Source organism: Sorangium sp. So ce375, from assembly GCF_051473855.1.
Classification (GTDB): domain Bacteria; phylum Myxococcota_A; class Polyangia; order Polyangiales; family Polyangiaceae; genus Sorangium.
In genome coordinates this window covers 11,617,861-11,642,923 of sequence record NZ_CP150335.1, presented here as the reverse complement: position 1 = coordinate 11,642,923, position 25,063 = coordinate 11,617,861, and the positions used below count along the sequence as shown (strand labels likewise).

Annotated in this window: 6 protein-coding genes (1 of these 6 cut by a window edge); all 6 read right to left on the bottom strand. The window is 67.5% G+C overall.

The window, feature by feature from the left end; all coding sequences use genetic code 11:
- Window positions 1-2: 2 nt before the first annotated feature.
- Window positions 3-7,337, bottom strand: a complete 7,335-nt coding sequence (locus tag WME90_RS43440) for a beta-ketoacyl synthase N-terminal-like domain-containing protein (protein ID WP_437277977.1) — start codon at window positions 7,335-7,337, stop codon at window positions 3-5.
- 306 nt (window positions 7,338-7,643) lie between these two features.
- Window positions 7,644-10,760 (bottom strand): SDR family NAD(P)-dependent oxidoreductase, encoded by a 3,117-nt coding sequence (locus tag WME90_RS43435; RefSeq protein WP_437277976.1) that lies wholly within the window; start codon window positions 10,758-10,760, stop codon window positions 7,644-7,646.
- 31 nt (window positions 10,761-10,791) lie between these two features.
- Window positions 10,792-11,544 carry a hypothetical protein gene (locus WME90_RS43430; RefSeq protein ID WP_437277975.1) on the bottom strand — a complete coding sequence of 251 codons (753 nt, stop codon included), beginning with the start codon at window positions 11,542-11,544 and terminating at the stop codon, window positions 10,792-10,794.
- A gap of 47 nt (window positions 11,545-11,591) precedes the next feature.
- Window positions 11,592-12,401 carry a tyrosine-protein phosphatase gene (locus tag WME90_RS43425; protein WP_437277974.1) on the bottom strand — a complete coding sequence of 270 codons (810 nt, stop codon included), beginning with the start codon at window positions 12,399-12,401 and terminating at the stop codon, window positions 11,592-11,594.
- A complete protein-coding gene (locus WME90_RS43420) occupies window positions 12,398-24,361 on the bottom strand; it encodes an SDR family NAD(P)-dependent oxidoreductase (protein WP_437277973.1) in 11,964 nt (3,987 codons plus the stop codon). Before WME90_RS43420 ends, WME90_RS43425 begins: the two co-directional genes overlap by 4 nt.
- A protein-coding gene (locus WME90_RS43415) for an SDR family NAD(P)-dependent oxidoreductase (protein WP_437277972.1) crosses the window boundary here: on the bottom strand, window positions 24,345-25,063 show its 3' end. The gene runs 15,115 nt beyond the window's last position; the window shows 719 of its 15,834 coding nt (coding positions 15,116-15,834); its start codon lies beyond the right edge, outside the window; it ends in the stop codon at window positions 24,345-24,347. The genes WME90_RS43420 and WME90_RS43415 overlap by 17 nt, the downstream gene beginning before the upstream one ends.

The window sequence follows — 25,063 nt, the reverse complement described above, 5'->3', positions numbered from 1 at the left end:
CGTCAAGCCTCCGCGATCTCGAAGAACTCGATGAAGTCTCCGTCATCCGGAGGCTGCCAGACGGCGACCGAGTCCACAGGCCAGTAGCGCCGGCGGTTGAACACGACCCTCTCGCCTCTCGGCGTCAGGGACGCGACGAGGTGAGCGGGGATCCCCTCGTTGCTGACGATGAGGTGCGCGTTGTTGCCGCCGAGCCCGAAGCCGCTGATCCCGGCCCGCAGCACCTGCCCGTCGTGCGTCCACGGCCTCAGCGCCTGCACCGGGTAGAACGCGGACTCCTCGAAGTTGAAGCGGGGATTCGGCTGCTCGCAGTGCAGCGTGGGCGGCAGCTGCCGGTGGGTCATCGCCAGCAGGACCTTGATCAGGCTGGCCGCGCCCGCCGCGCTGAGCAGGTGCCCCATGTTGCTCTTGACGCTGCCGACGCCGCAGAACCGCTTGCGCGACGTGTACGGCGCGAACGCCTGGCTGAGCCCCTTCAGCTCGATCGGATCGCCGATCAGCGTCCCCGTGCCGTGCGCCTCCACGTACGAGATCGTCTCCGGGTGGACGCCGGCGTCCTCGATGGCGGCCAGGATCACGTCGCGCTGGACATCGGGGTTCGGCGTGGTGACCCCCATCGTGTTCCCATCGTTGTTGATGGCGGAGCCGTCGATCACGCCGTAGATCTTGTCCTGATCGGCGATCGCCCTGCGCAGCGACTTGAGGACCACGACCCCGCAGCCTTCGCCGATGCCGATCCCGTTGGCTCGCGAGTCGAACGTCCTGCAGCGCCCCTCGGGTGAGAGGATCTTGTTGATGCTCATCGCCACGAACGCCGCCTCGTCGAGCAGGACGTCGACGCCGCCCGCCAGCGCGATCTCCGACTCGCCCCGCAGGACGCTCTGCGCCGCGAGGTGAATCGCGGTCAGGGCGCTGGCGCACGCCGCGTCCACGACCATGTTCGGCCCCCTGAAGTTGAGGATGTGGGCGAGGTGAGCGGTGATGAAGTTCTGCCCCGTACCGACGAGCGCGGCCGGTAGCTGCTTGGCGAACTTCGCGGCGAAGGCGCCCGCTCGCGCGCCGGCAAAGACACCGACGCGCTTGCCCCAGAGGCGCTCCCTGGACTGGCCGGCGTCGGCCAGCGCCTCGACGCTCACCTCGAGCCACTGCCTCTGCAGCGGATCGATCTCGTGCGCCTGCGACTCGGGGATCTTGAAGTAAGCCGGGTCGAACTCCTCGATCGACGAGAGGAACCCGCCAAACTTTGTCGCGCTCTTCCCGTGTACGTACCCGGGGGCGTAGTGCTGCCTCCAGTCCCATCGAGACGTCGGGACTTCCCGCATGCAGTCCTTTCCGGACCGCAGGTTCTCCCAGAACTGGGCGATGTCGTCCGCCTCCGGGAAATGGCAGGCCATGCCGATGATCGCCACCTTGTCGCCCGGCGGGGCCTCCTGCACCGCGGGTCTCGCGGTCGCTCGGGCCATCGGCGCCGGCGGCGCCGGCGGCTCCGCCTGCACGACGTGGCGCGGCGGGGCCGCGCGCACCGGCGGCTCCACCGCGCGCACCGGCGCTCCCGCCGTAAACACCGCTGCGAACGCCTCCGCGTAGCGAGAGGCCATGTGCTCGGACAACCGCCCGAGCGTCGGGAACTCCAGGAGCATCCCAGGCTCGACCGAGACGCCCGGCAGCTTGCGGTCCATCTTTGTGACCACCTGCTGCAAAAGGATCGAGTCCATGCCGTATTCCTGAAACGGCACGTTCGCCTCGAGCTTGATCGGATCCAGCCGCAGCTCTTCGGCGAGGATCGAGGCCACCCAGGCCTGCACCTCGTCCACTCCGGACGAGGGCGCAGGCGCGGAGGTCGCGGCCTCTCGCCTCGGCAGCGCGTCGGAGGGCGCTGCGGTCTCTTTGGCACGGTGCAGGAGCCGCTCCGGGTCCCACCGCGACGCATCGACGAGCGCGGGCAGGACGACGGGGCCCATTCGCCGGGAGAGGATCTCGTCCAGCAAGGCGAGCCCCTCCGCGTCCGAAAGGGTCAGCAGGCCGGTCTGATCGTACGGCTTGCTGTGACCGCCCTTGCCCATGCCGGTCTCGCTCCAGGCGGGCCACTGGACGCTCACCACCCGAGCGCGCGGCGCCTTCGCGGCAGCGAAGTAATCCATGTACCCATTGGCCATCGCGTAGTCGATCTGGCCGGCTCCCAGGGCCGGAATCGCCGCCGACACGGAGGAGAAGAGCACGAAGAACCGAAGCGGCTCCTGCTCCAGGCACCGGTACAGGGCATTCAGACCGGCCACCTTCGGTGCGGCCACCTGCTCGAACGTGTCGAGCGGCTTGCGGATGAACGCGGGATTCTCCCGGTCGGACATCCCGGCGCAGTGGATGACGCCTTCGATGGGGCCCATGCGCTGCTTGACGTCGACGATGGCTTGACGGAGCGCCTGCTCGTCGGCCAGCGATACGGACAGCAGCTCGACCTGGACGCCCTGCGCCTCCAGGGCGCGAATCGCCCGGATCTTCTCCGCCGCGGCGGAGTCCTCCTGCGACGCGCGGTCCCACGCGTCGCGCGGCGGGAGCGCGTCTCGTCCAGTCAGGACCAGGCGCTTCACCCCGTGACGGGAGACGAAGTGCCGAGCGCACAGCAGGCCGAGCCCCCGAGTCCCGCCGGTGATCAAGAGGACATGGTCCTCGGGGAGCCCGCCGCCATCGGCCGGCTCGGACTGGCCCGCGTGCTCGGCGAGGCGCGACCGGAAGCGGATCCCGTCTCGGTAGCAGACCTCGGACTCCTGCGAGTCCGCATGAAGCTCACCCGCGACAAGGCGCGCCAGCTCGGTTGCGTTCAGGAACGCGTCGACATCCAGGTGGCGCGAGCGGACGTGACCGTATTCGCTCTGCAATGTGCGGTACGCCCCCACGCAGGCAGCTCCGGCCAGATTGACGCGCTCATTTCGAAACGCCTCCAGGCCGCGCGTGACGCACAGGATCGGCACCAGATCGCGAGGCCCGCGCTCGATCACCTTCTGAGCAAAGGGGATCCAGCCGGTCGAGAGGCCTGCCTCGTCCGCTCCGGAGGCCGCCACGTCCACCACCGCGCACACCTCCCGGAGGGTCTGCTCCGACAGGTCCGCGCCTTCCGCGTCGATGCGGAAGATCTCGCTCCGGGGGAGGACCTCGGAGAGCCGGCCCGCCAGCTCGGCCGTCTCTGCGCTCGCCAGGATGGCGACCTTTCCGCCGAGCGCTCGAGTCGATCCGATCGGCGACGGCTCCCACTGCTTCTCCAGGAAGACGCGCCTGCGGGAGCCTTCCTGCGGCCGCTTCGCGATCGGCGCGCTCATCCAGTAGCGCTCGCGGGCGAACGGATACGTGGGCAAGCTCATCCGGCGCGGCCTTGCGCCTCTGTACATCTTGCTCCACTCCACATCGAGGCCGTTGACCCAGAGGTCCAGCAGCTTCGCGTGCTTCCCCTTGGCCATCCACGTCTCGATGGTGTGCGCCATGTCCTCATCGGAGGCGAGCGCAGCGAGGTTGTCGCGGTCGCGCCGGACGCTCCCCGAGAACACCCCCTCGAGGCCCTCCTGCCCCTGCACGAAGGCGTGCAGCCGCTCCTCCAGCTGCTTCACGGAGCTCACGACGAGCGCCAGGCGGACGTCCATCGCCTCGCGGCCGACCTGGAGCGTATAGGCTGCATCGGCCAGGTTCGCATCGCTGAGCTGGCCGTCGCGGAGCGCCGCCGCAAGCCGCTGCGCCAGCTCACGGAGGCGCTCCGCGTTCCTGGCCGACAGCACGATCACCGCCGGATTGCGCTCGTCGATGGCCTGGGTGGCGTGCTCCGCACCGTCAGGCACGAGCTCCTGCACGACGACGTGTGCGTTCGCCCCGCCCGCCCCGAAGGAGGAGATGCCGGCGATGCGAGGAAACTCCCGCTCGACGCCGCCCACCTCGACCACGGGGCGCTTCCACTCGGCCAACTCCTGCTGAACGACGAACGGAGTCCGGGCGAAGTCGATATTGGGGTTCAGCGACCGCGCGTGGAGCGTCGGCGCCAGCTGCCCGTGCTTCATCTGCATGAGCACCTTGATCAGGCCCGAGATGCCCGCCGCGCTCTCGCAGTGGCCGATGTTCGACTTCACAGAGCCGATCGCGCAGAACTCGGTCGCCGCCGTGAACTCGCGGAAGGCGCCGGTGAGGCCCGCGATCTCGATCGGATCGCCGAGCGAGGTCCCGGTGCCGTGCGCCTCGATGTAGCTGACGGCTCTGGCGTCCACCCCGGCGCGAACCAGGGCATCGCGCACCACCTGCCGCTGCGCTTGCGGGTTCGGGACGGAGTAACCGTTCGTCTTCCCGCCGGCGTTGATCATGCTGCCCTTGATGACGCCGTAAATCTGATCGCCGTCCTCGAGGGCCTTGTGCAGCGGCTTCAGGAGCACCGCGCCGACGCCCTCGCCATCGACGAACCCGTCGGCGTGTTCACCGAAGGACCGGCACCGATCACCCGGCGTGAGCATGCCGACCGCCGACAGCTTCACGTAATGGACCGGATCGACGATCAGGTTGACCCCGCCCGCGATCGCGCACTCGCACGTGCCGCTGTTGAGGCTCTCGAGGGCGAGGTGGATGGCCGTCAGCGACGCCGAGCAGGCCGTGTCCACGGAGACGCTCGGCCCCTGGAAGTCGAAGAGGTACGAGACACGGTTGGTGATCGAGTAGTAGCTCGGCCCCGTCGCGTAGTTGCCGTTCATCACCCCGGCGAAGACGCCGACCTTGCGGGCCGGCGAGATGCTCCGCGGCGTGTAGCCCGCGTCCTGGAGGGTCTCATAGGCCACCTCCAGGAACAGGCGCTCCTGCGGGTCCATCCACTCCGCGTCGCGAGGAGAGATCTTGAAGAACAGCGGGTCGAACTTGTCGATGTCCTCGATGAAGCCGCCCCACCGGGTGTAAACCGAGCCGAATTTGCCTTTCTGCTCGTCGAAGTAGGCTCTCCAGTCCCAGCGGTCGGCGGGGATCTCGCGGATGCAGTTGCGCCCCTCCTTGAGGTTGCGCCAGAACTCGGCGACGTTCTTCGCCTGGGGATAGCGGCCCGAGACGCCGATGATCGCGACGTCCCGGGGCTCGGCACGCTGCGGCTGCGCGGAAGCGCGCGCGGGCACCGAGGGCGCGGGCATCGAAGGCGGGGACACCGAAGGCGCGGGTACCGAGGGCGCGGGTACCGAGGGCGCGGCCGTGGACCGCGGGGCAAGGTGCGAGGTGGCGGGCGGCTCGCTCGGCGGCTCGACCTCCTCCTGCTCCTCGTCCACCTCAACCTCGGTCCAGACCGACTCGGGGCCATCGGCCTGCTCCGTCAGGCCGGTCATCGCCATCAGCGCCGGCCGCGCCGTCTTCATGAAGTGCTCGACCAGCGCGTTGATCGTCTGGCACTCGAAGAACAGCGTGCTGCTCACATCCTCGATGTGCTTCCGGAGGGCGCTGCTCAGCCGCACCACCAGGATCGAGTCGATTCCGTAGCTCTCGAACGGCTCGGCGGGATCGATCCGGTGACTCGGGATCTTCATCGTCTCGCCGATCAGCGTCTTGAGGAACGCGACGCTCTTCTCGCGGAGCAGCTCGTCGCTCACGGCGCTCCCCCGGGCGGCGACCTCGACCTTGACCGTCTTGGTCCTCTTCACCTGGGGATGGCGACCGGAGATGCCGTTGAGCGCGACGCCCCGGGAGGCGGCATGCTGCGGCTGCTCGGAAGCGCGCGCAGGCACCGGAGGCGCGACCCTGGACCGCGGCACGAAGCGCGCGATAGCGGGCGGCGCGGGGGGCTCGCCCGGCGCCTCGTCCTCCTCCTCCTGCTCCTCGCCCGCCTCGACCTCGGTCCAGACCGACTCGGGGCCGTCGGCCTGCTCCGTCAGGCCGGTCATCGCCATCAACGCTGGCCGCGCCGTCTTCATGAAGTGCTCGACCAGCGCGTTGATCGTCTGGCACTCGAAGAACAGGGTGCTGCTCACATCCTCGATGTGCTTCCGGAGGGCGCTGCTCAGCCGCACCACCAGGATCGAGTCGATTCCGTAGCTCTCGAACGGCTCGGCGGGATCGATCCGGTGGCTCGGGACCTTCATCGTCTCGCCGATCAGCGTCTTGAGGAACGCGACGCTCTTCTCGCGGAGCAGCTCGTCGCTCACGGCGCTCCCCTGGGCGGCGGCGGCGGCGGCGACCTCGACCTTGACCGTCTTGGTCCTCTTCGCCCGCGGCCGCGCGCCCTCGGGCGCCGGCGGCTCCGGCTGCGCGGCCGCCGGCATCACCTCGCGCTGCTGCCGGACGACACCGTCGCCCTCGGCCACGATGATCTGCAGGCCGAGATGATGCCCCGCCTCCGCCGGATACCTGACGGAGCGGAACCCCTCCATCTCCAAGACCCGCTTCCAGGCGGCCGGGTCGAGCACCGGGGAGCCCGGGACGCGCAGCTCCTCGTCCTCGTAGAGCCACCAGCCCTCCGTGAGGCCAAACGTCAAGTGGAGGAACAGCGAGTTGCGGCTGAGCTCGTTGAGGACGATCACCCCGCTCTTGCGCAGCAGCGCCTTGGCGTTGCGGATGGCCAGGCGGACATCGCGCGTCGCGTGCAGCACGTTGGCCGCGACGACGATATCGTATCGACCGGCGTCGATCCCCTGCTCGGCCGGCGGCGCCATCGGGTCGAAGATCTCGTACGTGAGGAACGGGTTCCCCGGGCCGTACTCCGTCTGCGCGTGCAGCAGCGACGCCTGGGAGAGATCGGTATAGCAATACTCTTGCAGGTTGCGGTGGTACGGCCCGAGCTTCCGCAGCAGGAGCGCGCTTGTGTCACCGGTGCCCGCGCCAATCTCGAAGATGCGAATGCGCGCCGACGGCTCGCGCGCGATCCGCTCCTCCACATAGGCCACGACCGTGTCGGCGAGCACCTCGTTGTGGTAGTCGGCGACCTCGTCGCGCTCGTGGCCCCCCTCGGCCTGGTTTGTTGAGACGCCCGAGAACAGGATCTGGGTGGCGGGCACCTTGCCGAGCACGATCTCGGGGAGCGCGCGCATCGTGGCGTCCAGCAGCGCGATCTGCGCTCTCCGGTGCGGGTCCTGCCCTTGGGAGCGGACGTGCTCGTCCCACGCGCGAAAGACGGCAGCGCGCTCCAGCGGCGTCGACTCTTCGCGGACACACGACGTGCCCTCGAACCTCAGGTAGCCCCCGCGGACCAACGAGGCGATCGTCTCCTCAAGCCACCGGCCATGGACCCCGCGCAGCCTGGCCTTCAGCTCAGAGGCCGCGGTCTTCCGCTCCACGAAGAAGCCGGCCGCCTGCATCTGTATCCACAGCAGCTTTGTGAGCAGCTCGTCCAGGTCGTTCATAGGGGGCACTCCCTGGGGGAGCCCGAGAGCTGCGGGGCCGGCAGAATGACGATGCGCTTCTTCAGCCCGATCACGGACGTCCTCCGCGCCGCGCGTGCGCATCCTCGCAGGTACACAGGGCCGAGTCGTCGCCCTGCACCGCGGCCATCACCCGCGCGTTCATCGGCGGGTAGCATAATAAATCGATCCTCGTACATAGTCAACGGGCCCCTGGCCAGCGGCAACGCCGGATCAACGCCATGGACGACATGGCCTCGAATGACCGGATCGTCGGTTGAGTCGGTTGAGTCGGTTGACAGGACGTCCTCAAAGACATTTTCCATCATAGCGACCCCAGACGTTTTGAATGGACGAGGGAGGCTGGTCGGCCACGTCTCGGCGCGCTTGAGTCAAAGGGAACGACTTGCGGGCCAGCTGCGGGGGCGCGGCCGGCCACCTCCTCTGCCGGTACTCTCCGTCCGGCACCAGCTGCTCGATGAGGACGTGAAAGTTGGTCCCTCCGTCGGGGAACGAGCTCAGGGCGGCGACGCGTGTTCCGCCGAAGCCGGGCTCCCATGGAGTCGTCTGCCGGGTGAAGGCGATCCGAGAGGACGCGAAGTCGTAGTGCTCGAACGGCTCGTGGGCCGACAAGAACGGCGGGATCTGCGCGCGTGAGACGCTGAGCACGCAGCGGATGAACCCGGCCATCCCCGCCGCGCAGAGCAGGTGCCCGACGTTGGGCTTGACCGAGCCGAGCGAGCACGGCGGCAGCGAGCGATCGCCGAGCCGATACGCTTCGGCCAGCGCCTTGATCTCGATCGTGTCGACAACCGGCGAGCCGCCGCCGTTGACCTCGATGTAGCCGACGTCCTCCGGACGTTTGCCGGCCTCGGCCAGCGCCTCCTGGATGACCTGCTTCTGCGCCGCCATGCTCGGGGAGCCCGGCCCCAGGGTGCGGCCGTCGTTGTTCGAGGCGATCGCGCGGATCACGCCGTAGATCGCGTCTCCATCCCGGAGCGCGTCTCGAAGCCGCTTCAAGAGGACGACGCCCGCGCCCTCACCCAGCACATCGCCCGAGGAGTCCTTGCAGAAGAGCTCGAGCTTGCCCTCGCGGCTGAGGATGTTGCGGGCTCCGAAGAGGTCGTGTGTGCTCGGCGTGTGCAGCACGCTGATCGCCCCGGCGAGCGCCAGCTCGATGCGCCCGCACTTCAGGGCATCGACCGCGATGGCGATCGCGGCCAGGCCGGAGGAGCACGCCGTATCCACCACCATGCTCGGCCCCCTGAAGTTGAAGGAGCGCGAGATGTTGGTCGCGAGGTAGTTCTGCCCGCTCCCCAGGATCGGGTTCGGTGCGGCCAGCACGGCGGGCTTGTCGGGGTTCGGCTGCGAGCGGCCGCCGACGTAGACGCCGACCTTCGCGCCGGAGAGCTCCTTGTGCTGGTACCCCGCGTCGTAGATCGCCGCGAGGCTCTCCTCCAGGAGGACGCGCGCCTGCGGATCCATGATGGCCGCGTCCGCTTCCTGGATGTTGAAGAAGGCGGGATCGAAGCGATCCACGTCATCCATCCAGCCGCCGTAGTCCACCCGGCTTCCGCGGGGCGCCCAGCGGTCCGCATCGACCGGCCGGAGCGCCACCTCGCCGCTTGTCAGGAGCCTCCAATAGGCGTCCTTGTCCCGGGCGCCCGGCATCCGGCAGGCCAGTCCCACGATCGCGATCTCGTCGCCCCGAGCGGCGGCAGGCGCCCGAGAAGACGAAGCCGAAGCGCCCACCGCGCGCACCGTTGCGGGTGCAGGCGCCGCCGCCGACGGGGGCGCAGGCTCATCAGCCTGAGCGGACGCCTCTGCCGGCCGCTCGGCCGAGGGCCTCGATTCCGCGCGGAAGATCTCGCGCAGCCACCTGCGGGTGTCCGGGGAAGCGTCCACCTGCTCGCGTTGGCGCAGCGGGACGGCCACCGAAGCCGCTGGCACGCTCATCGGGGCCGCTCGATGTCTGATCTGCAGCAGCCTCTCGAACCCGGCCGGCATCTCTTCGCTGACGAATGGCAGCGAGACCGTGGAGGGAGAGCCGACGAGACGGTCGAGGAGCGACAGCCCCTCCGCGGTCGTTATCGGGACAAGACCCGTCTTCTTGTAGGCCGGTGTGGCGTCCTGACCAGCCGCCGCCCCGACCTCGCCCCACACCGGCCACTGGATCGACCTGAAGTACGTGCGTCCCTGCGCCGCCTGAGCCGCGGCGTAATGGTCCATGTACGCATTGGCCATCCCGTAATCGCTCATCCCGGCCGCCAGATCCGGGGCCACGCCCGAGACCGAGGAGAACAGCACGAAGAAGCGAAGCGGCTCCTGACCGAGCGCCTCGTGCAGCGTGGCCAGCCCGGTCATCTTCGGTCCGCAGACCGCGCGGATCTCGTCGGCCGTCTTCTCGAGGAACGGCGGGTTCTTGCCGACCGCGCCGGCGCAGTGGAAAACGCCCGTGATCCGGCCGGCCCTGCGATGGATGTCCTCGACCATGGATCGCAGGCCGTCCACGTCGGTGAGCGGCGTGTTGTGATAGAGCACCTGCACGCCCTGGTCGGCAAACCGCTGAAGCCGCCGCCTCTTGTCCTCGCTCGCAGAGGCCAGGTCTTCACGGCCCATCAGCACCAGGCGACGGCAGCCCTGCGCCACCGCGTGCTCGGCCACCGCCGCCCCGATGCCGCGCGTCCCCCCCGTGATCAGGAGGACATCCTCCGGCGCATAGGACATCCGCCCCGCCGCCGTGACCGGGATCCTGACGAGCTCCGGCTCGAAGCGTTGACCATTTCGGTAACAACACTCGGATAGACTCCACTGACCGGCGCCGAGAAACTCCCGCTCGATCTGGGCCGCCAGCGCGAGAGGGTCCGAGATCGGGCAGTCGCTGTCCATCGTGACGGAGCGGATCTGCTTGTACTCGGAGCCCAGCATGCGGTAGAGGCCGACGGTCCGCGCCCCCTGCAACGTCGGCGCTGCCGCCTGCCACGCCTGCAGGTTGTGGGTCACCTGCAGCAGGATCGGCCCGTCGCGGCGATCGCGCTCGATGCAGGCCCGCAGGAAGGAGATCTTGCCGTCCTCCACGGCCGTCGACTGCTCATACAGACGATCGTACGCGGTGATGTCGACGACCCCGAGCAGCCTGCGGCCGCCGATCTGGTCCCTCACCTGGTCGTACAGGCGCTCGCCGGCATCGGCCGAATAAAAATCCGCCGCCCCGTGCGCCACCTGAAGATCCTGGTGGCCGACCAACAAGCTGGCTGCAAGGTGCGACGTCGCTGCCGTCTGCAACACGACCACCGCGCCGGAGGGGAGCGCATCGGTCGGCAGAGGACCGCTGGCTCTCCATTCCTTCACGAGGACCGCTTCTTCTCTCTCGCCCGGCGTCGGCACGGCGTTCGGGAAAACGGTCATGTCGTTTGCAGATCGCATCGATTCATCCTCGGCTCGCGCCCAGCTCGGATCAGATCGCTCGGACCAAGATGAGAGGGATAGAGCCTGTCAGCAGGATGAACGGCGTGTCCCAGGTGTGCGGCGAGAACGCCTCGGCGAGCGTCGACGCCAGCGGGACCACGAGCAGCAGGATGAGGAGCTGCGTGCCGGTGAAGCTGTCCCGGAAGAGCACGAGCGCCAGGATGGAGGTGATGAAGACGCAGGCGCTGCCTTCGATGCTGCGGGTGTACGTCTGCTTGGTGAAGAGCGCGCGCACGTTGTATTTGTGCTTGCCCCACCTCACGCCCACGGGCTCGGCGAGGCCGTCACCGAGGCCGTTGATCAGGATCGGGATCGTCGCCAGCATCATCAAACCCCGGTTCTGGAAGTAAATCACGACGGGGATCAGGACCAGGGCGCCCGCCACCATCTGCGTGTACAGCCACAGCAAGGTGTGGGGCCGGTCCTCGGGCCGATCCATGGCGTGGAACATGCGCATCGCGATCGCGCTGCGCTCGCGGACAGGCTTCGTGTAGACGGCCATGGAGAGCAGCGATACGGCCGTGCCCCAGAGGACATTGCTGATCGAATACATCGTCTGCACCGGCATGATCGCCGTCACCAGGACCGGCGCCAGGAACCCGGAAAAATGGATGATCTTCCGTGAGTAGTTGACCTTAAGGCCCTTCCTTACGACGAGCGTCCCGCCGACGTACGAGGCCACGTAAATGACGGCGATGACGGTTGCTTGCTGGACGATGAACCAGAATGTTTGTTCGCTCACGTTTCCTTCACTCCTCAAGAAAGCTCGACCTTCAACACGCGGCGCCGCTACGCCAGGAGCCGATCCTTCAGCCTCTGCTGAGTGTCTAGGTCGATTCCACAACCGTCACAGAGGTACGCTTCGATAGAACCGAATCTCTTGATGATGTTGTCGTGCACCTCGTACAGGAACTCCGGGTGCGCCTTCACCATCAGCCTCATGCGCTCCGGGGACACCTGGAACAGGGTCATGATCCGCATGGTCTTGACGACCTTCTCCCAGCGCGGTCCCAGGTAGTCGTTCGTCCGCAGATAGTCTTCGAGCACCGTCTCGTACGGGACGCCGACGAGCAGCTGGATCACGGCGACCAGGAAGCCGGTGCGATCCTTGCCCATGGTGCAGTGGATCAGCGCGGGGAGGTTCTCTTCGTTCGAGAGGAACGTGATCACCTCGCGAATCCGGTACGTCTGATTGAAGGCGATGTGATGGTAGTACGCCTTTGTGAACTCCCAGTACTGCTCGCCGCCTGTCTTGGCGAACAGGAACTTGAACATCGTCCTGCGGCGGAAGAGGGCGTCCTCGGTGGCCTGCTCGACGAGCGGGATGTTCACCACCGGGAGCGGCTTGCTCGGCGCGACGCGCGGTTGTTTCTTCCGGCTCTCCTTGGGCGCCCGCAGGTCGCAGATCACGTTGATCTTGAGCTCCTGCAGCTTCACGACGTCCTGGGGCGTCATGCGGGACAGCTCATCCGAGCGGAACAGCACGCCCGTCTTGAAGGTACGGCCGTCCACCGTCTTCACGCCGCCGACGTCACGGAAGTTCGACAACCGCTCGAATCGATGAACGACTTCCCGCTGCATTTCGTTGACGGGCGTCATCCTTTCGCTCTCCCCAGAGGCCCTTGATGCGTTCCGTTATTTCCGGCGGACATCGCTTGAGGGGGCGAACGGTGGCCGTTGATCTTGTGGCTCGGCGTCTTCATGGTCTCGCCGATCAGCCTCTTGATGAGCGCGGCGCTCTCCTCGCGCGGCTGCGCGTCGGCGACGGCGCCCCGCTCCGCCGCCTTGCCCTCACCGTTCCCGTTCTTCTTCGCCTTCGGCTCGCGCTTCGGCGGCGGCTCCAGGGCCGCCTGCTTCTCTGAATGGTGCTGGCGCACGACGCCGTCGCTCTCCGCGACGACGATCTGCACGCCCAGATGCTGCCCCGCCTCGGCCGGATAACTCACGGACCGGAACCCTTCCGTCTCCAGGAGCCGCTTCCACGTCGCCGCGTCCAGCGCCGGGGAGCCCGGAATACGCAGCTCCGGGTCCTCGAACAGCCACCAGCCCTCGGTGAGCCCGAACGTCAGCTGGAGGAAGAGCGTGTTGCTGACGATCTCGTTCAGCAGGATCAGCCCGTTCTTGCGCAGCAGCGCCTTCGCGTTGCGCATGGTCCGCCGCATGGTGCGCGTGGCGTGCAGCACGTTCGCCGCGACGACGATATCGTACTGACCGACGTCGACGCCCTGGCCGGCCAGCGGCTTCGTCACGTCGAAGATCTTGTACGTCAGGAAGGGGTTCTCCGGGCCGTACTCCTTCTCTGCATGGAACAGGAACGCGCGGGAGAGGTCCGTGTAGCAGTATTCCTGGATATTGGCGTGGAACGACTTCAGCTTCCGGAACAGCAGCGAGCTGGTGCCGCCGGTGCCGGCGCCGATCTCGAAGATGCGGACCCGCGCCGAGCGGTCTTGCCTGATCCGCTCCTGCATGTAGGCCACCATCGTGCTCGCGAGCACCTCGTTGAAGTAGTCGGCGATCTGGTTGCGTTTGTAGATCCCTTCCACCAGCTCCAACGAGGCGTTGGGAAAGATGATGTCGGTGGCCCGCACCTTGCCCAGCACGATATCCGGGAGCGCCCGCATCGTCGTGTCGAGGAGCACGACCTGGGCCTTCCGGTTCGGATCGGGCTTCCACGAACGCACGAGCTCGTCCCATTCTCTCCAGGCGGCGTCGCGATCCAGCTCGCCCGCCCCGTCGTGATAGCAGTGTGTCTCGTCGGCGGTCAGGTAGCCGCCGCGGACCAGGACGGCGATCGTCTCGTCCAGCCATCGGCGGTACATGCCGTGCAATCTGGCTTTGAGGTCGGCGATCGCCGCTCGCTTCTCCGTGAACAGGCCGGCCGACCGCATCTGGAGCCATAGCAGCTTGGTGAGCAGCGAATCCAACCTGTGGGAGTCCGGCTGGGGGGGCACCGGCGGAAGGACGATGAGGTCTTTCAGCCCTTCGATGGCGGACGCTGTCGTCTCGGGGTACGCCTCGATCGTCTCCGCTCCAAACCGCCGGTAGACCTGATCCCCACCGAGGGCCTTCATGAAGGCCACCTGATCGAGCGGGCCGCCGAGGAGCGCGTCCAGAGCGGCCATCGCCTCCGGCGGCTCTATCGAGCCGACCCCCTGCTGCGCCATGCGGTCCTGGTACTCCTTCGAGTTGACGATCCCCACCGTCCCCCAGTAGCCCCAGTCCATGACCTTCACGGCGCACGACCAGTCCCGGGCCATGCGCAGGGCGTACGCGTCCTTGAACGTGCAGCCGGCCGAGTAGTTGCTCTGTCCGGCGGCCTTCACGAACGCGCCCATCGACGAGAAGTACAGGACGAAGTCCAGCGGCTCCGCGGCGAACACCTGGGCCATATGGACGGTCGCCTCCACCTTCGGCGCCAGGCCTGCCTTGAAGCGATCTTCATCCATGCTCGCCAGGCCTTTGTCCAGCAGCACCAGCGCCGAGTGAACGAGCCCGTGAATGCGTGGATGCCGCCGCTTTATCTGTGCATATGCCTGTTCAAGCGCGCGCAGATCGGTGGCGTCCGCCGCGATATAGGTCGGCGCGGGCCCCAGCTGTGCGAGCCTGTCGATCTGGGCCAGGATCCTGGCGTCCATCTCCCGCCGTCCGATCCAGACGACGTGGGCTTTGTAGGTCCGAACCATGTGCTCGGTCCAGATCGTGCCAATCCCGCTGGCGCCGCCGATCACCACGTAGACCCCGCCTCGACGGTACAGATCTCGGCCGGCGGCCAGCCCCGTGACCGGCAAGAGCTTCTGGCGGTACCATTGCTTCTCCCGGGTTGCGAGGGCGTCGCCCGACGGATCGTGCTGCAAGGTGAACAGGTCGTCGACGCTCCACTCGCCCGCCACGTCCAGCAGGCGCACGCTCCAGCTCGGGTACTCCTTGGCCATGGATCCGATGAAGCCGTGCAAGCTGGCGTGGGTCGGATTGACCGCATCGGACGGATGAACGGCCTGTGCCTGCGTGGTCACGACCGTCCAGCCGAGCTCCTTCGCCTCGTATCCCAGCGCCAGCAAGGCCTTCACCGTGCGGAACAAGGAGAGGACCCCGCGCTCCTGCTCCTCGATGATCGACGGATCGGCGATCGACGCGATCGGGCTCTCCGGCGCGATCCACACGAGATGGTCTATCTCTCCGTGCGCCTTCAGGTGTCCGGTGACGTCTCCGATCGTATCGGCAGCATCGAGCTCGAGCACCTTCGCTTGCGGGAAGCGCTGCTTGATCGCGCGCACCTGACCGGCGGTTCCGCCCGCGATCGACACCCGGGCAGAGCGCGCCGGAGAGTCGTGCACCCGCTCCGGAATGAATGACTCCCAGACCGGCGTCAGCGTGATCTTCTGCGCGTCCGTCTTGGCGGCGAGCTCGCCTTCCATCACCCGGGAGGAGAAGCCCTTGAGACGGATGGCTATCCGGCCTTCGTCATCGCAGAGATCGATGTCGATCTTCTGTACCGGCTCGGTCGCCCCGGCGCCGCCTGCCAGCGTGATGTACACCCACATCGAAGCAGCGCACGGACCGAAGATCTCCACCTGCTTCAGCGCGAACGGCAGGATCGGCTTGCGGGCGGCGTCGCTCCTCTCGTTCGCCAGCAGGAATGCGAGCGACGCCTGGATCGCCGAGTCGAGCATGCCCGGATGGATCACGACGTCGCCCATCTCCGACGGCGCCTCAGGCAACGACAGCTTCGCCAGCAGCCTGTCGGAGCCCACATGAACCTCGCGCACGCCGCGATGCGAGGGGCCGTACGCGATGCCCATGCCACCGAACGCGTCGTACAGCTGCTCAGAGGAGATCCTTGCCCGGTTGCAGGCGGAGCGCAGCTGGCGGATATCCAGCACCGGCACCCGGCCAACCTCAACGAGAGCAGCGTTCCCCTGGCTGTGGACGGTCGGCTCCTTCCGGTCGTCGCGCTCGCTGTAGATCTCGTACGAGATCTTCCCGTCCTCTCCCAGCGTGAGGGAGATGCTCACCGAGACCGGCTTCGCCTCCACCACGATCGGACGGACCCAGACAACGTCGCGGAGCTGAACCGCCGTCGCCCCGTTCTTCATGAAGCCGGCCGAGGAATCCACCGCCGCACGCGCCATCTCCAGGTAGGCGACCGCCGGCAACACCCTCTTGCCCTTCACGACGTGGTCGGCGAGGAACTGCTCCTGACCTGTCAGGATCGAGGTGAATCTCTGCTTCAGCAGATCGGACGTGTTCCGGTGCAGCAGCGGATGAGCCGCCGTCTCCGCGCGCGCCGCCCCGGCCGGCCTCTTCTTCAACACCGTCGGATACCAGTAGAGATCGCGGGCGAACGGGTAGGTCGGCAAGCTGAGCCGCTGTGGCTTCACCTCGCCAACGAGCTTTGTCCAGTCGATCGCCGCGCCCCTCACCCACAGCTCCAGGACCTCGGCGAACTTGCCCTTGGCGATCCATGCGTCGATCGTGCGCGCCATGTCCTCGTCGGCCGCGAGCACGGCGAGCACGTCGCGGCCGCGCTTCACCCGCCCGAGGAGCAGACCCTCGATATCCGACTGACCAGCGACGAACCGGGTGAGCTTCTCTTCCAGCTCCCTCATCGACGTGACCGTCAGGGCCAGGCGCTCCTCCATCGCCTCCCGCCCCACCTGGAGCGTGTGCGCCACGTCCGCCAGGTCCGCGTCGGTCAGCGGCCGCTGCCGGATGGCGTCGACAAGCGACCGCGCATATTCGGTCAGCCGTTCCCGGTCCCTGGCCGAGAGCAGGATGACCGCGGGGCGGGCCTCGGTGACCGCGGGGCGCGCGCCGCGAGGCGCCGGAACGTGCTCCTCGAGGATCACGTGCGCGTTCGCCCCGCCCGCTCCGAACGACGAGATCCCGGCGATTCGCGGGACTTCACGTGATTCGCCGTCGATCTCCAGCACCGGACGCGTCCATACGGACAGGTCCCGCTGCACGACGAACGCGGTCTTCGCGAAATTGATGTTGGGATTCAGCCGGCTTGTGTGCAGGCTCGGGACGAGCTGCGCGTGCTTCATCTGCAGGACCACCTTTGTGAGGCCCGCGATGCCGGCGGCCGACTCCGTGTGTCCGATGTTCGACTTGACCGAGCCGATCGCGCAGAAGCCGGTGTCGGTCGTGTCCCGCTCGAACGCCTGCTGGAGCCCCGCGATCTCGATGGGGTCTCCCAGCCTTGTGCCCGTCCCGTGCGCCTCGATGTACGACACGGCACGGGCGTTGATGCCCGCTTTGTCCAGGGTCTTACGGATCAGCTTGCCCTGCGCCACCGGGTTGGGCACCGTGTAGCCGTTGGTCTTGCCACCGTGGTTGATCTCCGTGGCACGAATGACGGCGTAGATCTGGTCGCCGTCGGCGAGCGCCTTCGAGAGCGGCTTGAGCAGGACGGCCCCCACGCCTTCGCCGGGTACGAACCCGTTGCCGCCGTCGCCGAAGCTCTTGCATCGTCCGTCCGTGGACAGCATCTGCATCGCCGACAGCTCGATGTAGCTGGACGGGTGGAGGTACAGGTTCACGCCCCCGACCGCCGCCATCTCGCAATCGCCGCGATAGATGTGCTCGCAAGCCAGGTGGATCGCCGTCAGCGCCGACGAGCAACCCGTGTCGACCGGAAAGCTCGGCCCGTTCAGGTCGAGCAGGTAGGACACGCGGTTCGCCGCCGACGCGAACGACGTCCTCGGGTGCACGACCTCGCCCTGCGCCCACACGTCCGGCCCCCACAGATCGAACCCGGTGCGGCACATCCCCACGAACACGCCCACGCGCCCGCCGAACCTGGCCTGCATCTGCTCCCGCGTGTACCCGGCGTCCTCGAAGACCTCCCAGCAGGCCTTGATGAACAACCGCTCCTGCGGGTCCATGTTCATGGCGTCGGTCGGCGAGATGTTGAAGAACAGCGGATCGAACTCGGCGAACCCGTCGACGAATGCGCCCGACTTGCAGTAGCTCTTCCTCAGCTCGACGGCCTCTTCCATGTCCGGGTGGAAGAACTCGTCCGCGGACCAGCGATCGGCCGGGATCTCCGTCACCGAGTCCCTGCCAGACTTCAGGTTCGCCCAGTATTCGTGGAGATCGCGCGCCTGCGGATAACGCCCGCTCATGCCGATGATGGCGATCGGCTCCCGAGCCCTCGCCGGACGGCCCTCGCTGGCCGCCGTCTGGATGCGCGAGCGGCGCTGTCGCTCCTTGAACGCGGGCTTCGTGGCGAGCCGCGCCTCCGCTGCCCGCACGACCTCCTGCGGCGCTTGAACCGGCGCCTCCGCCGGCTCGACGACGCCCACCTCTCGGGCCAGAGCGTCGCCGTGCTTCGCGATGAAGTACTCGACAAGCGCGTCGATGGTCTGGCACTCGAAGAACACCGTGCGGCTGACCTCGCCGAAGATCTCGACGAGCTTCCGGTTCAGCTGCGCGATGAAGATCGATTCGATACCGTACTCTTCCAGGGGAACAGAGGCGTCGATCTTCTGGGAAGGCAGCTTCAGCGTCTCTCCGACGAGCTTCTTGAAGTACGTCGTGCTCTTTTCGCGGAGCCGGCCGCTCGAGGCCACCTCGGTCTGTCTCGCCGGTTGCGCGGGCGGCGCGGGCGTGGCGGCCGGCTTGCGGAGCAGCTCCTCCACGGACAGCGCGCGGGTGGTCTTGAGCAGCACCGCCTGGGAAGCGGCGCTGCCCAGCAGCCTGTTCAGCCCTTCCATCGCTTCGTCCGGCCCGATCCCGCCGATCCCGGCCGCGGCCATGCGCTTCTTCTGGGCCTCGGGGACGTAGCCGGCAGAGCCGATCCCGCCCCACAAGCCCCAGTTCATCACCTTCACCTTGCCCGGCCACTCCAGCGCGAGCTGATGGGCAAAGGCGTCTTCGAAGACGCTGCCCGCGGAGTACCCGCTCTTCCCCTGGTCTTTCCCGAACGAGTTGACTGAGGAGAAGAACAGGACGATGTCGAAATCCTCTCGGGCGAACACCTGGGCCATCCGCACGCTGGCATCCACCTTCGCGGAGAGGACGGCGCGGAACCGCTCGATCTCCATGGCCGCCAGGCTCTGATCGAGCGTCCCGACGGCCGAATGGACCAGCCCGTGAATCCTCGGGAACCTCTCCTTGATCTCGGCGTGAGCGCGCTTCAGCGACCGCTCGTCCGCCGCGTCGGCCGAGACATAGAGCGGCGCGGGGCCATGTGCCGCCAGGCGATCGATCTTCGCCTGGATCGCCTCGTCCTTCGGGCGACGCCCGAGCCAGACGAGCTGAGCCTGGTGCGTCCGCACCATGTGCTCGCTCCACACCTCGCCGATCCCGCCGGCGCCGCCGATCACGACGTAGACGCCTCCCGGGCGATAGACACCTTCGTTGACTCGAGCCTCCGGAAGCCGGGCCATGGTCTGCTGGAACCACTGGCGGTTGCGATAGGCCAGCGCGTTGCCCTGCGGATCGGCGGGGACGCGGAACAGGTCGGAGACGGGCCACTCCTGACCCGCTTCGAGATCGAGCAGGCGCACCGGCCACTGTGGATATTCCTTCGCCAGCGTGCCGATCAGGCCGTGAAGGCTGGCGTGCGCCGGCTGGATCCGCTCCTCGGGGTGGACGGGCTGGGCCTGCGTCGTGATGACCGTCCAGTGCAGCCGCTTGTCGTCGTATTTCAGGCGGAGCAGCGCCCTGATCGTCTGGTAGCACGAGAGGACGCCCTGCTCCTGGGCCGCGAGCACTCGCTCGTCGATGGCGGAGGAGGTGACGACCTCGGGAGCGATCCAGATCAGGTGCTCGATGGAGCCCGCGCGCTCGACGGCGCGCGCGATCTCTTCGACCGTCGCGGCACCTCCCAGGTGCAGCGGCTGGGCCCCGGGCAGCTGCTCGCGGATGCGCTCCTGCGCGGCCGGGGTGCCGCCGAGGATGATGGCGCGCGCCGTGGGCGCCGGGGTGATGGCCCCCATCGTGACGCGCGCCGGCTCCCAGGCGGTCCGCAGGAGCACGAGGCCGACGAGGTCTTCGTCCGCCGCCTGTGCCTCGAAGGAGAGGCCCTTCATGGCCACGACGACGTTGCCCTCGCCGTCGCACAGGTCGACGTCCGCGCCCCGGACGACCGCCCACATCTCCGAGGCGCAGCGGCCGTAGATGGCCAGCTCCTTCACGGCAGCCGCCGCGACGGACGCCTTCAGGCCCGACGCCGCGCGGAACACCGCCTCGAGCACGCTCGGGTGCAGGACGAAGTCGCTCGGCGTCGCGAGGTGCTCGGGCAGCGCCACCCTGGCCAGCACGAGCCCGTCGCCTTCCTGCAGGGACTGGAGCGCTCCGACGTGAAGGTCCCTGGCGCCGTTGCACCTCGCCCGCGCCGCGGCGAGATCGACCTTCCGCACGGGCTCGGCGGCGAGCACCACGGCGCTTCCCTGGCAGCGCAGCGCCGCCTCACCGTCGCCGTCCCGAGCGTCGGTGTAGATGTCGAACTCGACGGCTCCGTCCTCTCCTTGCGCGAGCCCCACGTGAACGGTCGTCTCGCCGCCGCCCACGGCGAGCGGCTGACTCCATACGACGTCTTCGAGCCGCAGCGGAGCGCCGTCCTCCAGCCCTCCCGCGTGGACGACGGCCTTCCTGGCCATCTCGAGGTACGCGGCGCCCGGAATGAGCCGCTCTCCGTTCACCTCGTGCTCCGCCAGAAAGGGCTCCTGCCCCGTGAACGTGGAGCTGAAGCGCAGCCCCTCGAGCCCTGAGGTGTTGCGATGGAGCAGCGGGTGAATCGTCGCGGCGACGGCCACGCCGCCGTTCGCCACGGTCACCGGCAGCCAGTAGCGCTCGCGGGCGAACGGGTAGGTCGGCAGGGAGATGCGCCGCGGCCTGTCCGGGCCGACAAGCTGGCTCCAGTCGACCTTCACCCCCTGGACCCAGGCTCTCAGAACGTCCGTCAGCTCCCCTCTCGCGACCGAGGGAGCCACGTCGCCGGAGCGCTTGATCTGGCCCCGGTACAGCCCCGCGTCTCCGCCATCGAGGAACAGCGCCAGCTTCTCTGCCAGCTCCGGGAGCGAGGCCGCCGTGAACGCGAGGCGCTCCTCCATCTCTTCTCGGCCGACCTGCAGCGTGTAGGCGATGTCGGCCAGATCCGCATCCCTCCACCCTTGCGTTCGGACCGCGTTCAGCAGGCGTCGCGCCTGCTCGATGAGCCGATCGCGATCCCTCGCCGAGAGGACGAGCGCGACAGGGGCGAGCGCGACGCGCGGCCGCTCCGCGACGGAGGGCGCGTACTCCTCGATGATCAGGTGCGCGTTGGCGCCCCCCGCGCCGAAGCTGGAGATCCCGGCGCGGCGGGGCTGTTCCTTGCCGCCCACGATCGGGCGCTCCCAGGGGCACAGCTCCTGGTTCACAACGAACGGCGAGGCGCCAAAGTCGATGTTCGGGTTCAACACCGCCGAGTGCAGCGACGGCGCGATCTGGCGGTGCTTCAGCTGAAGCAACAGCTTCGTCACGCCCGCAACACCGGCCGCGGCCTCGCAGTGGCCGATGTTGGACTTGGCCGATCCGATACGGCAATACTGCGTCTCGCTCCGCCCTCGCCCGAACGCCTCGGTCAGGCCGGTGATCTCGATCGGATCGCCCAGCTGCGTGCCGGTGCCGTGCGCCTCGACGTACGAGATCGTCCTCGCGTCGAAGCCCGACTCCTCGATCGCCTGCGACACGACGAGGCCCTGCGCCCTGGGGTTGGGCACGGTGAACCCGCTGGCCTTGCCGCCGTGGTTGATCGCCGCGCCCTTGATGACACCGTAGATGTGATCGCGATCGCGGATCGCGTCGGCCAGCCGCTTCAGGAGCAGCACGCCCACGCCTTCCCCCGGTATATAGCCGTCCCCGCCGACGCCGAAGCTCTCGCAATGGCCTTTGGAGGAGATGAACTGCGCCTGGGAGAGCATGAGGTACTTGTTCGGGTGCAGGCTGACGTTCACCCCGCCGGCGAGCGCCGCGTCGATCTTGCCTTCCTTCAAGGCCTGGCACGCGAGGTAGATGCAGGTCAGCGAGCTGGAGCACATCGTGTCGACGGCCATGCTCGGACCGTTGAAATTGAAGAAGTACGACACGCGCGCTGCGATGCCGGAGATGCCGGACGGCAACCCGATGCGCTGGCCTCGCAGGCTCGCCTCGGCCGCGAACAGAGGGTATTCCTGCGACATCACACCGGCATAGACGCCGACGCGCACCGGGAGGCTCCGCGCGCGCGGGCTCTGCAGGACCTCCCGCGTATAACCGGCGTCCTCCAGGGCCATCCAGCTGTGCTCCAGGAACAGGCGCTCCTGCGGGTCCATCAGCTCGGCGTCCCGGGGCGCGATGTTGAAGAACACCGGATCGAAGCGATCGTGATCCTGGATGAAGCCGCCCCATTTGCTGTACACGCTGCCGGGCTGGGCGCGATCTTCGGCGTAGTAGTCCCGCCAGTTCCAGCGATCCTGCGGGATCTCGGTGATGCAGTCCCTCCCCTGCCGCAGGTTGTCCCAGAACGCATTGACGTCGTAGGACTGGGGATACCGGCCCGACATGCCGACGATGGCGATGTCGAGGGCGCCCGGCGCGTCCGTGCGCGGCTTCTTGTCGTCGAAGGACGCGTTGGCCAGCAAGGACGGGTTGACCACCTCCTTCACCGACGCATTGTAGACCTCGGCGATCCGCTCCCCCTGCTCCGTGAAGACCACGGCATCGAAGGAGACGAAGCCATCCTTCATCGTGCGGATGGTGTTGACCACGTAGACCGATTCGGTCATCGGCCTGTAGACGGTCAGCCTCTCGACCACCAGGGGGATGAAGATGTTGCCGAGCCTGCTCCGGTCGATGCGGTGAAAGACCATGTAGCAGGTGTTGAACAGCAGCGGATCGAACGCGAGCCGCGCGACGCTCCCCTTCTGCAGCTTGCCTCTCAGATCCACCTTCATCAAGAGCGTGGAGTCGTCCACGAGGTAGGCCGCCTCGATGGTCCTGAGCATCGGTCCGATCTGGAAGCCTTGGACCAGCTCGTACCACCCCGCGACGGTCTGACGATCCAGCGGCTTCACCTGCTGGAGCATGGCCGCCAGATCGAACCTGTCGGCCGCCGGCGTCGCCGACCCGGCCGCCGTGCCCCGGCAGCACACCTTGCGGTCGCTCGGGTCGTTCACATAATAATCGGTGGTGAAGTGGGTCTCGCCGCCCTCCTCGCGGAAGTGGACGCCGATGTGGGCGGTCTCGGTCGCTTCCAGCGTGATCGGGCCCCCCACGAACTCGATCCGGTTGAGCTCCACCGGATAGGAGTGAGCCTTTACAAATGCTTCGAGGGCCAGGGACGGGTGCGTCACCCCCATCAACGCCGGCTTGCCGAACACGAGGTGATCCTGCAGGTAAGGCTCGTGCCCGTAGAACGCGTAGCCCTCCGGCGACGCGGCCTTCGCCTCGGCCTTCGTCTCCGCCTTCACCTTCGGCGTTTGGGTAGCCTTCACCTTCGGCGCCAGGTAGGCGATCAGCTCGCGCAGGTTGTTCGTCTCGAACAGCAACGTGGGGCTGAGCCGCAGATCGAACAGCGTCTCGATCTCCTTGACCACGTGCATCAGCTGCGCCGACTGCAAGCCGATCTCGAAGAAGACGGTGTCGAGGTTGATCTCCTCCGGCCTCGTGTTCAGCTGCCGAGCGACGATGCCGCGGAGCTTCGCCTCCAGATCCCCGCTCGAAGCAGGGAGGGGCCCGCTCGCTGCAGCGGCCGTCGGCTGGCCTCTTTTCAACGTGGGATCGAGATCGCCCTCCTGTCGGACCTTCTTGGAGGTGAAGCCCTTCAGCAGGGCGACCTGCTTCCCGGCCTGATTGTAAAAGACGATATCCAGCGTGGTGACGTCGTTCCTCTTGCGCACGGAGGACAGGTCGACAGAGGCGAAGCAACCCGTCTGGAGCGGCTCCACCGCGTAGAACTCCTCGTAGAAGAGCGGGATGAACAGCTCCCCGTTCTCCACGATCCCCTCCAGGGCATAGGTGGCGACCGCCGCCCCATCGATCAGGGTCGGGTGGAGGAGATAGCCCTTCGCCTCTTCACGATAGCGATCGTCGACGCGGAGCTCCGACAGCATGCCGGAGCCCGTGAGAACCACGTCGCCTCGCGCCTTGATCATCCCTTGATGAACGAGCCCGCGCCCTCTGCACTCCGCGTAGATGCTCTCCAGGTCGCGGCGGCGGGTCGCGCGTGCGCGGACCGCATCGACCGCCAGCACCTGGGAGAAGGTCGCGGAGTGGGCCCGCAGCTCCGCGGTGATGTAGATCTTCCGCTCGCCCTGCTCCGTCTCGGAGCCGTCCACCTTGACGCTCCAGCCGTCCGGCTGCTCTGCGAACGCGATCTTCAGCCGGACCGGGCGGTCCACATCGACCGCCAGCGGATGGAAAATGGCGATGCGCTGCAAGGCGTACGACGCATGGTCGATCCCGAGCGCCTGTTGCGCCAGCTGATACAAGAGATCGATGTAGGCCAGGCCGGGGAGGATCCGCTGGCCGTGGACGATGTGGTTCTGAATGATCGGATTCTCGACCGAGAAAACGGTCTCAAACGCTCGTTCCACGGTAGTCCCCCCAGACGTTCTGAATCGACGGAGCAGAGTTCCGAGCGGCCTCCAGGCTTCCGCGTCTCAACGGGAAGGACTTGCGAGACAGCGTGGGAGGTGCGAGCGGTCGTCTCTCGTGTCGATAATGTCCGTTCATCACAAACTCTTCGAGCAGGACGTGAAAATTGGTGCCCCCATCGGCGAAGGAGCTCAGAGCGGCCACGCGCGTCTTGCCAGCGCCGGTCTGCCATGAGCTCGTCTCGCGGTTGAACGCGACGCGGGAGGATGCCCAGTCGTAATGTTCGAAAGGCTGGTACGCCGACAAGAACGGCGGGATCTGCGCCCGCGATATGCTGAGCACGCAGCGGATGAAGCCAGCCATCGCCGATGCGGCCAGCAGGTGCCCCACGTTGGGCTTGACCGAGCCGACAGGGCAGGGCGGGAGCGTCGGGTCGTCGAGTCGATAGGCCTCCGAGAGCGCCTTGATCTCGATCGTGTCGACGACCGGCGACCCGCCGCCGTTGATCTCGATATAGCCGACGTCCTCGGGGCGTTTGCCCGCTTCGGCCAGCGCCTCCTGGATGACCTGCCTCTGCGCCGCCATGTTCGGGGAGCCGGGACCGAGGGTGCGTCCGTCGTTGTTCGACGCGATCGCGCGGATCACGCCGTAGATGGTGTCTCCGTCCCGAACCGCGTCGCGGAGCCGCTTCAAGACGACGA

Excerpts from the sequence above, each read along its gene's own strand:
- WME90_RS43425 (WP_437277974.1), bottom strand. The coding sequence starts at position 12,401 with ATGACGCCCGTCAACGAAATGCAGCGGGAAGTCGTTCATCGATTCGAG.
- WME90_RS43435 (WP_437277976.1), bottom strand. The coding sequence starts at position 10,760 with ATGCGATCTGCAAACGACATGACCGTTTTCCCGAACGCCGTGCCGACG.
- WME90_RS43440 (WP_437277977.1), bottom strand. The coding sequence starts at position 7,337 with ATGAACGACCTGGACGAGCTGCTCACAAAGCTGCTGTGGATACAGATG.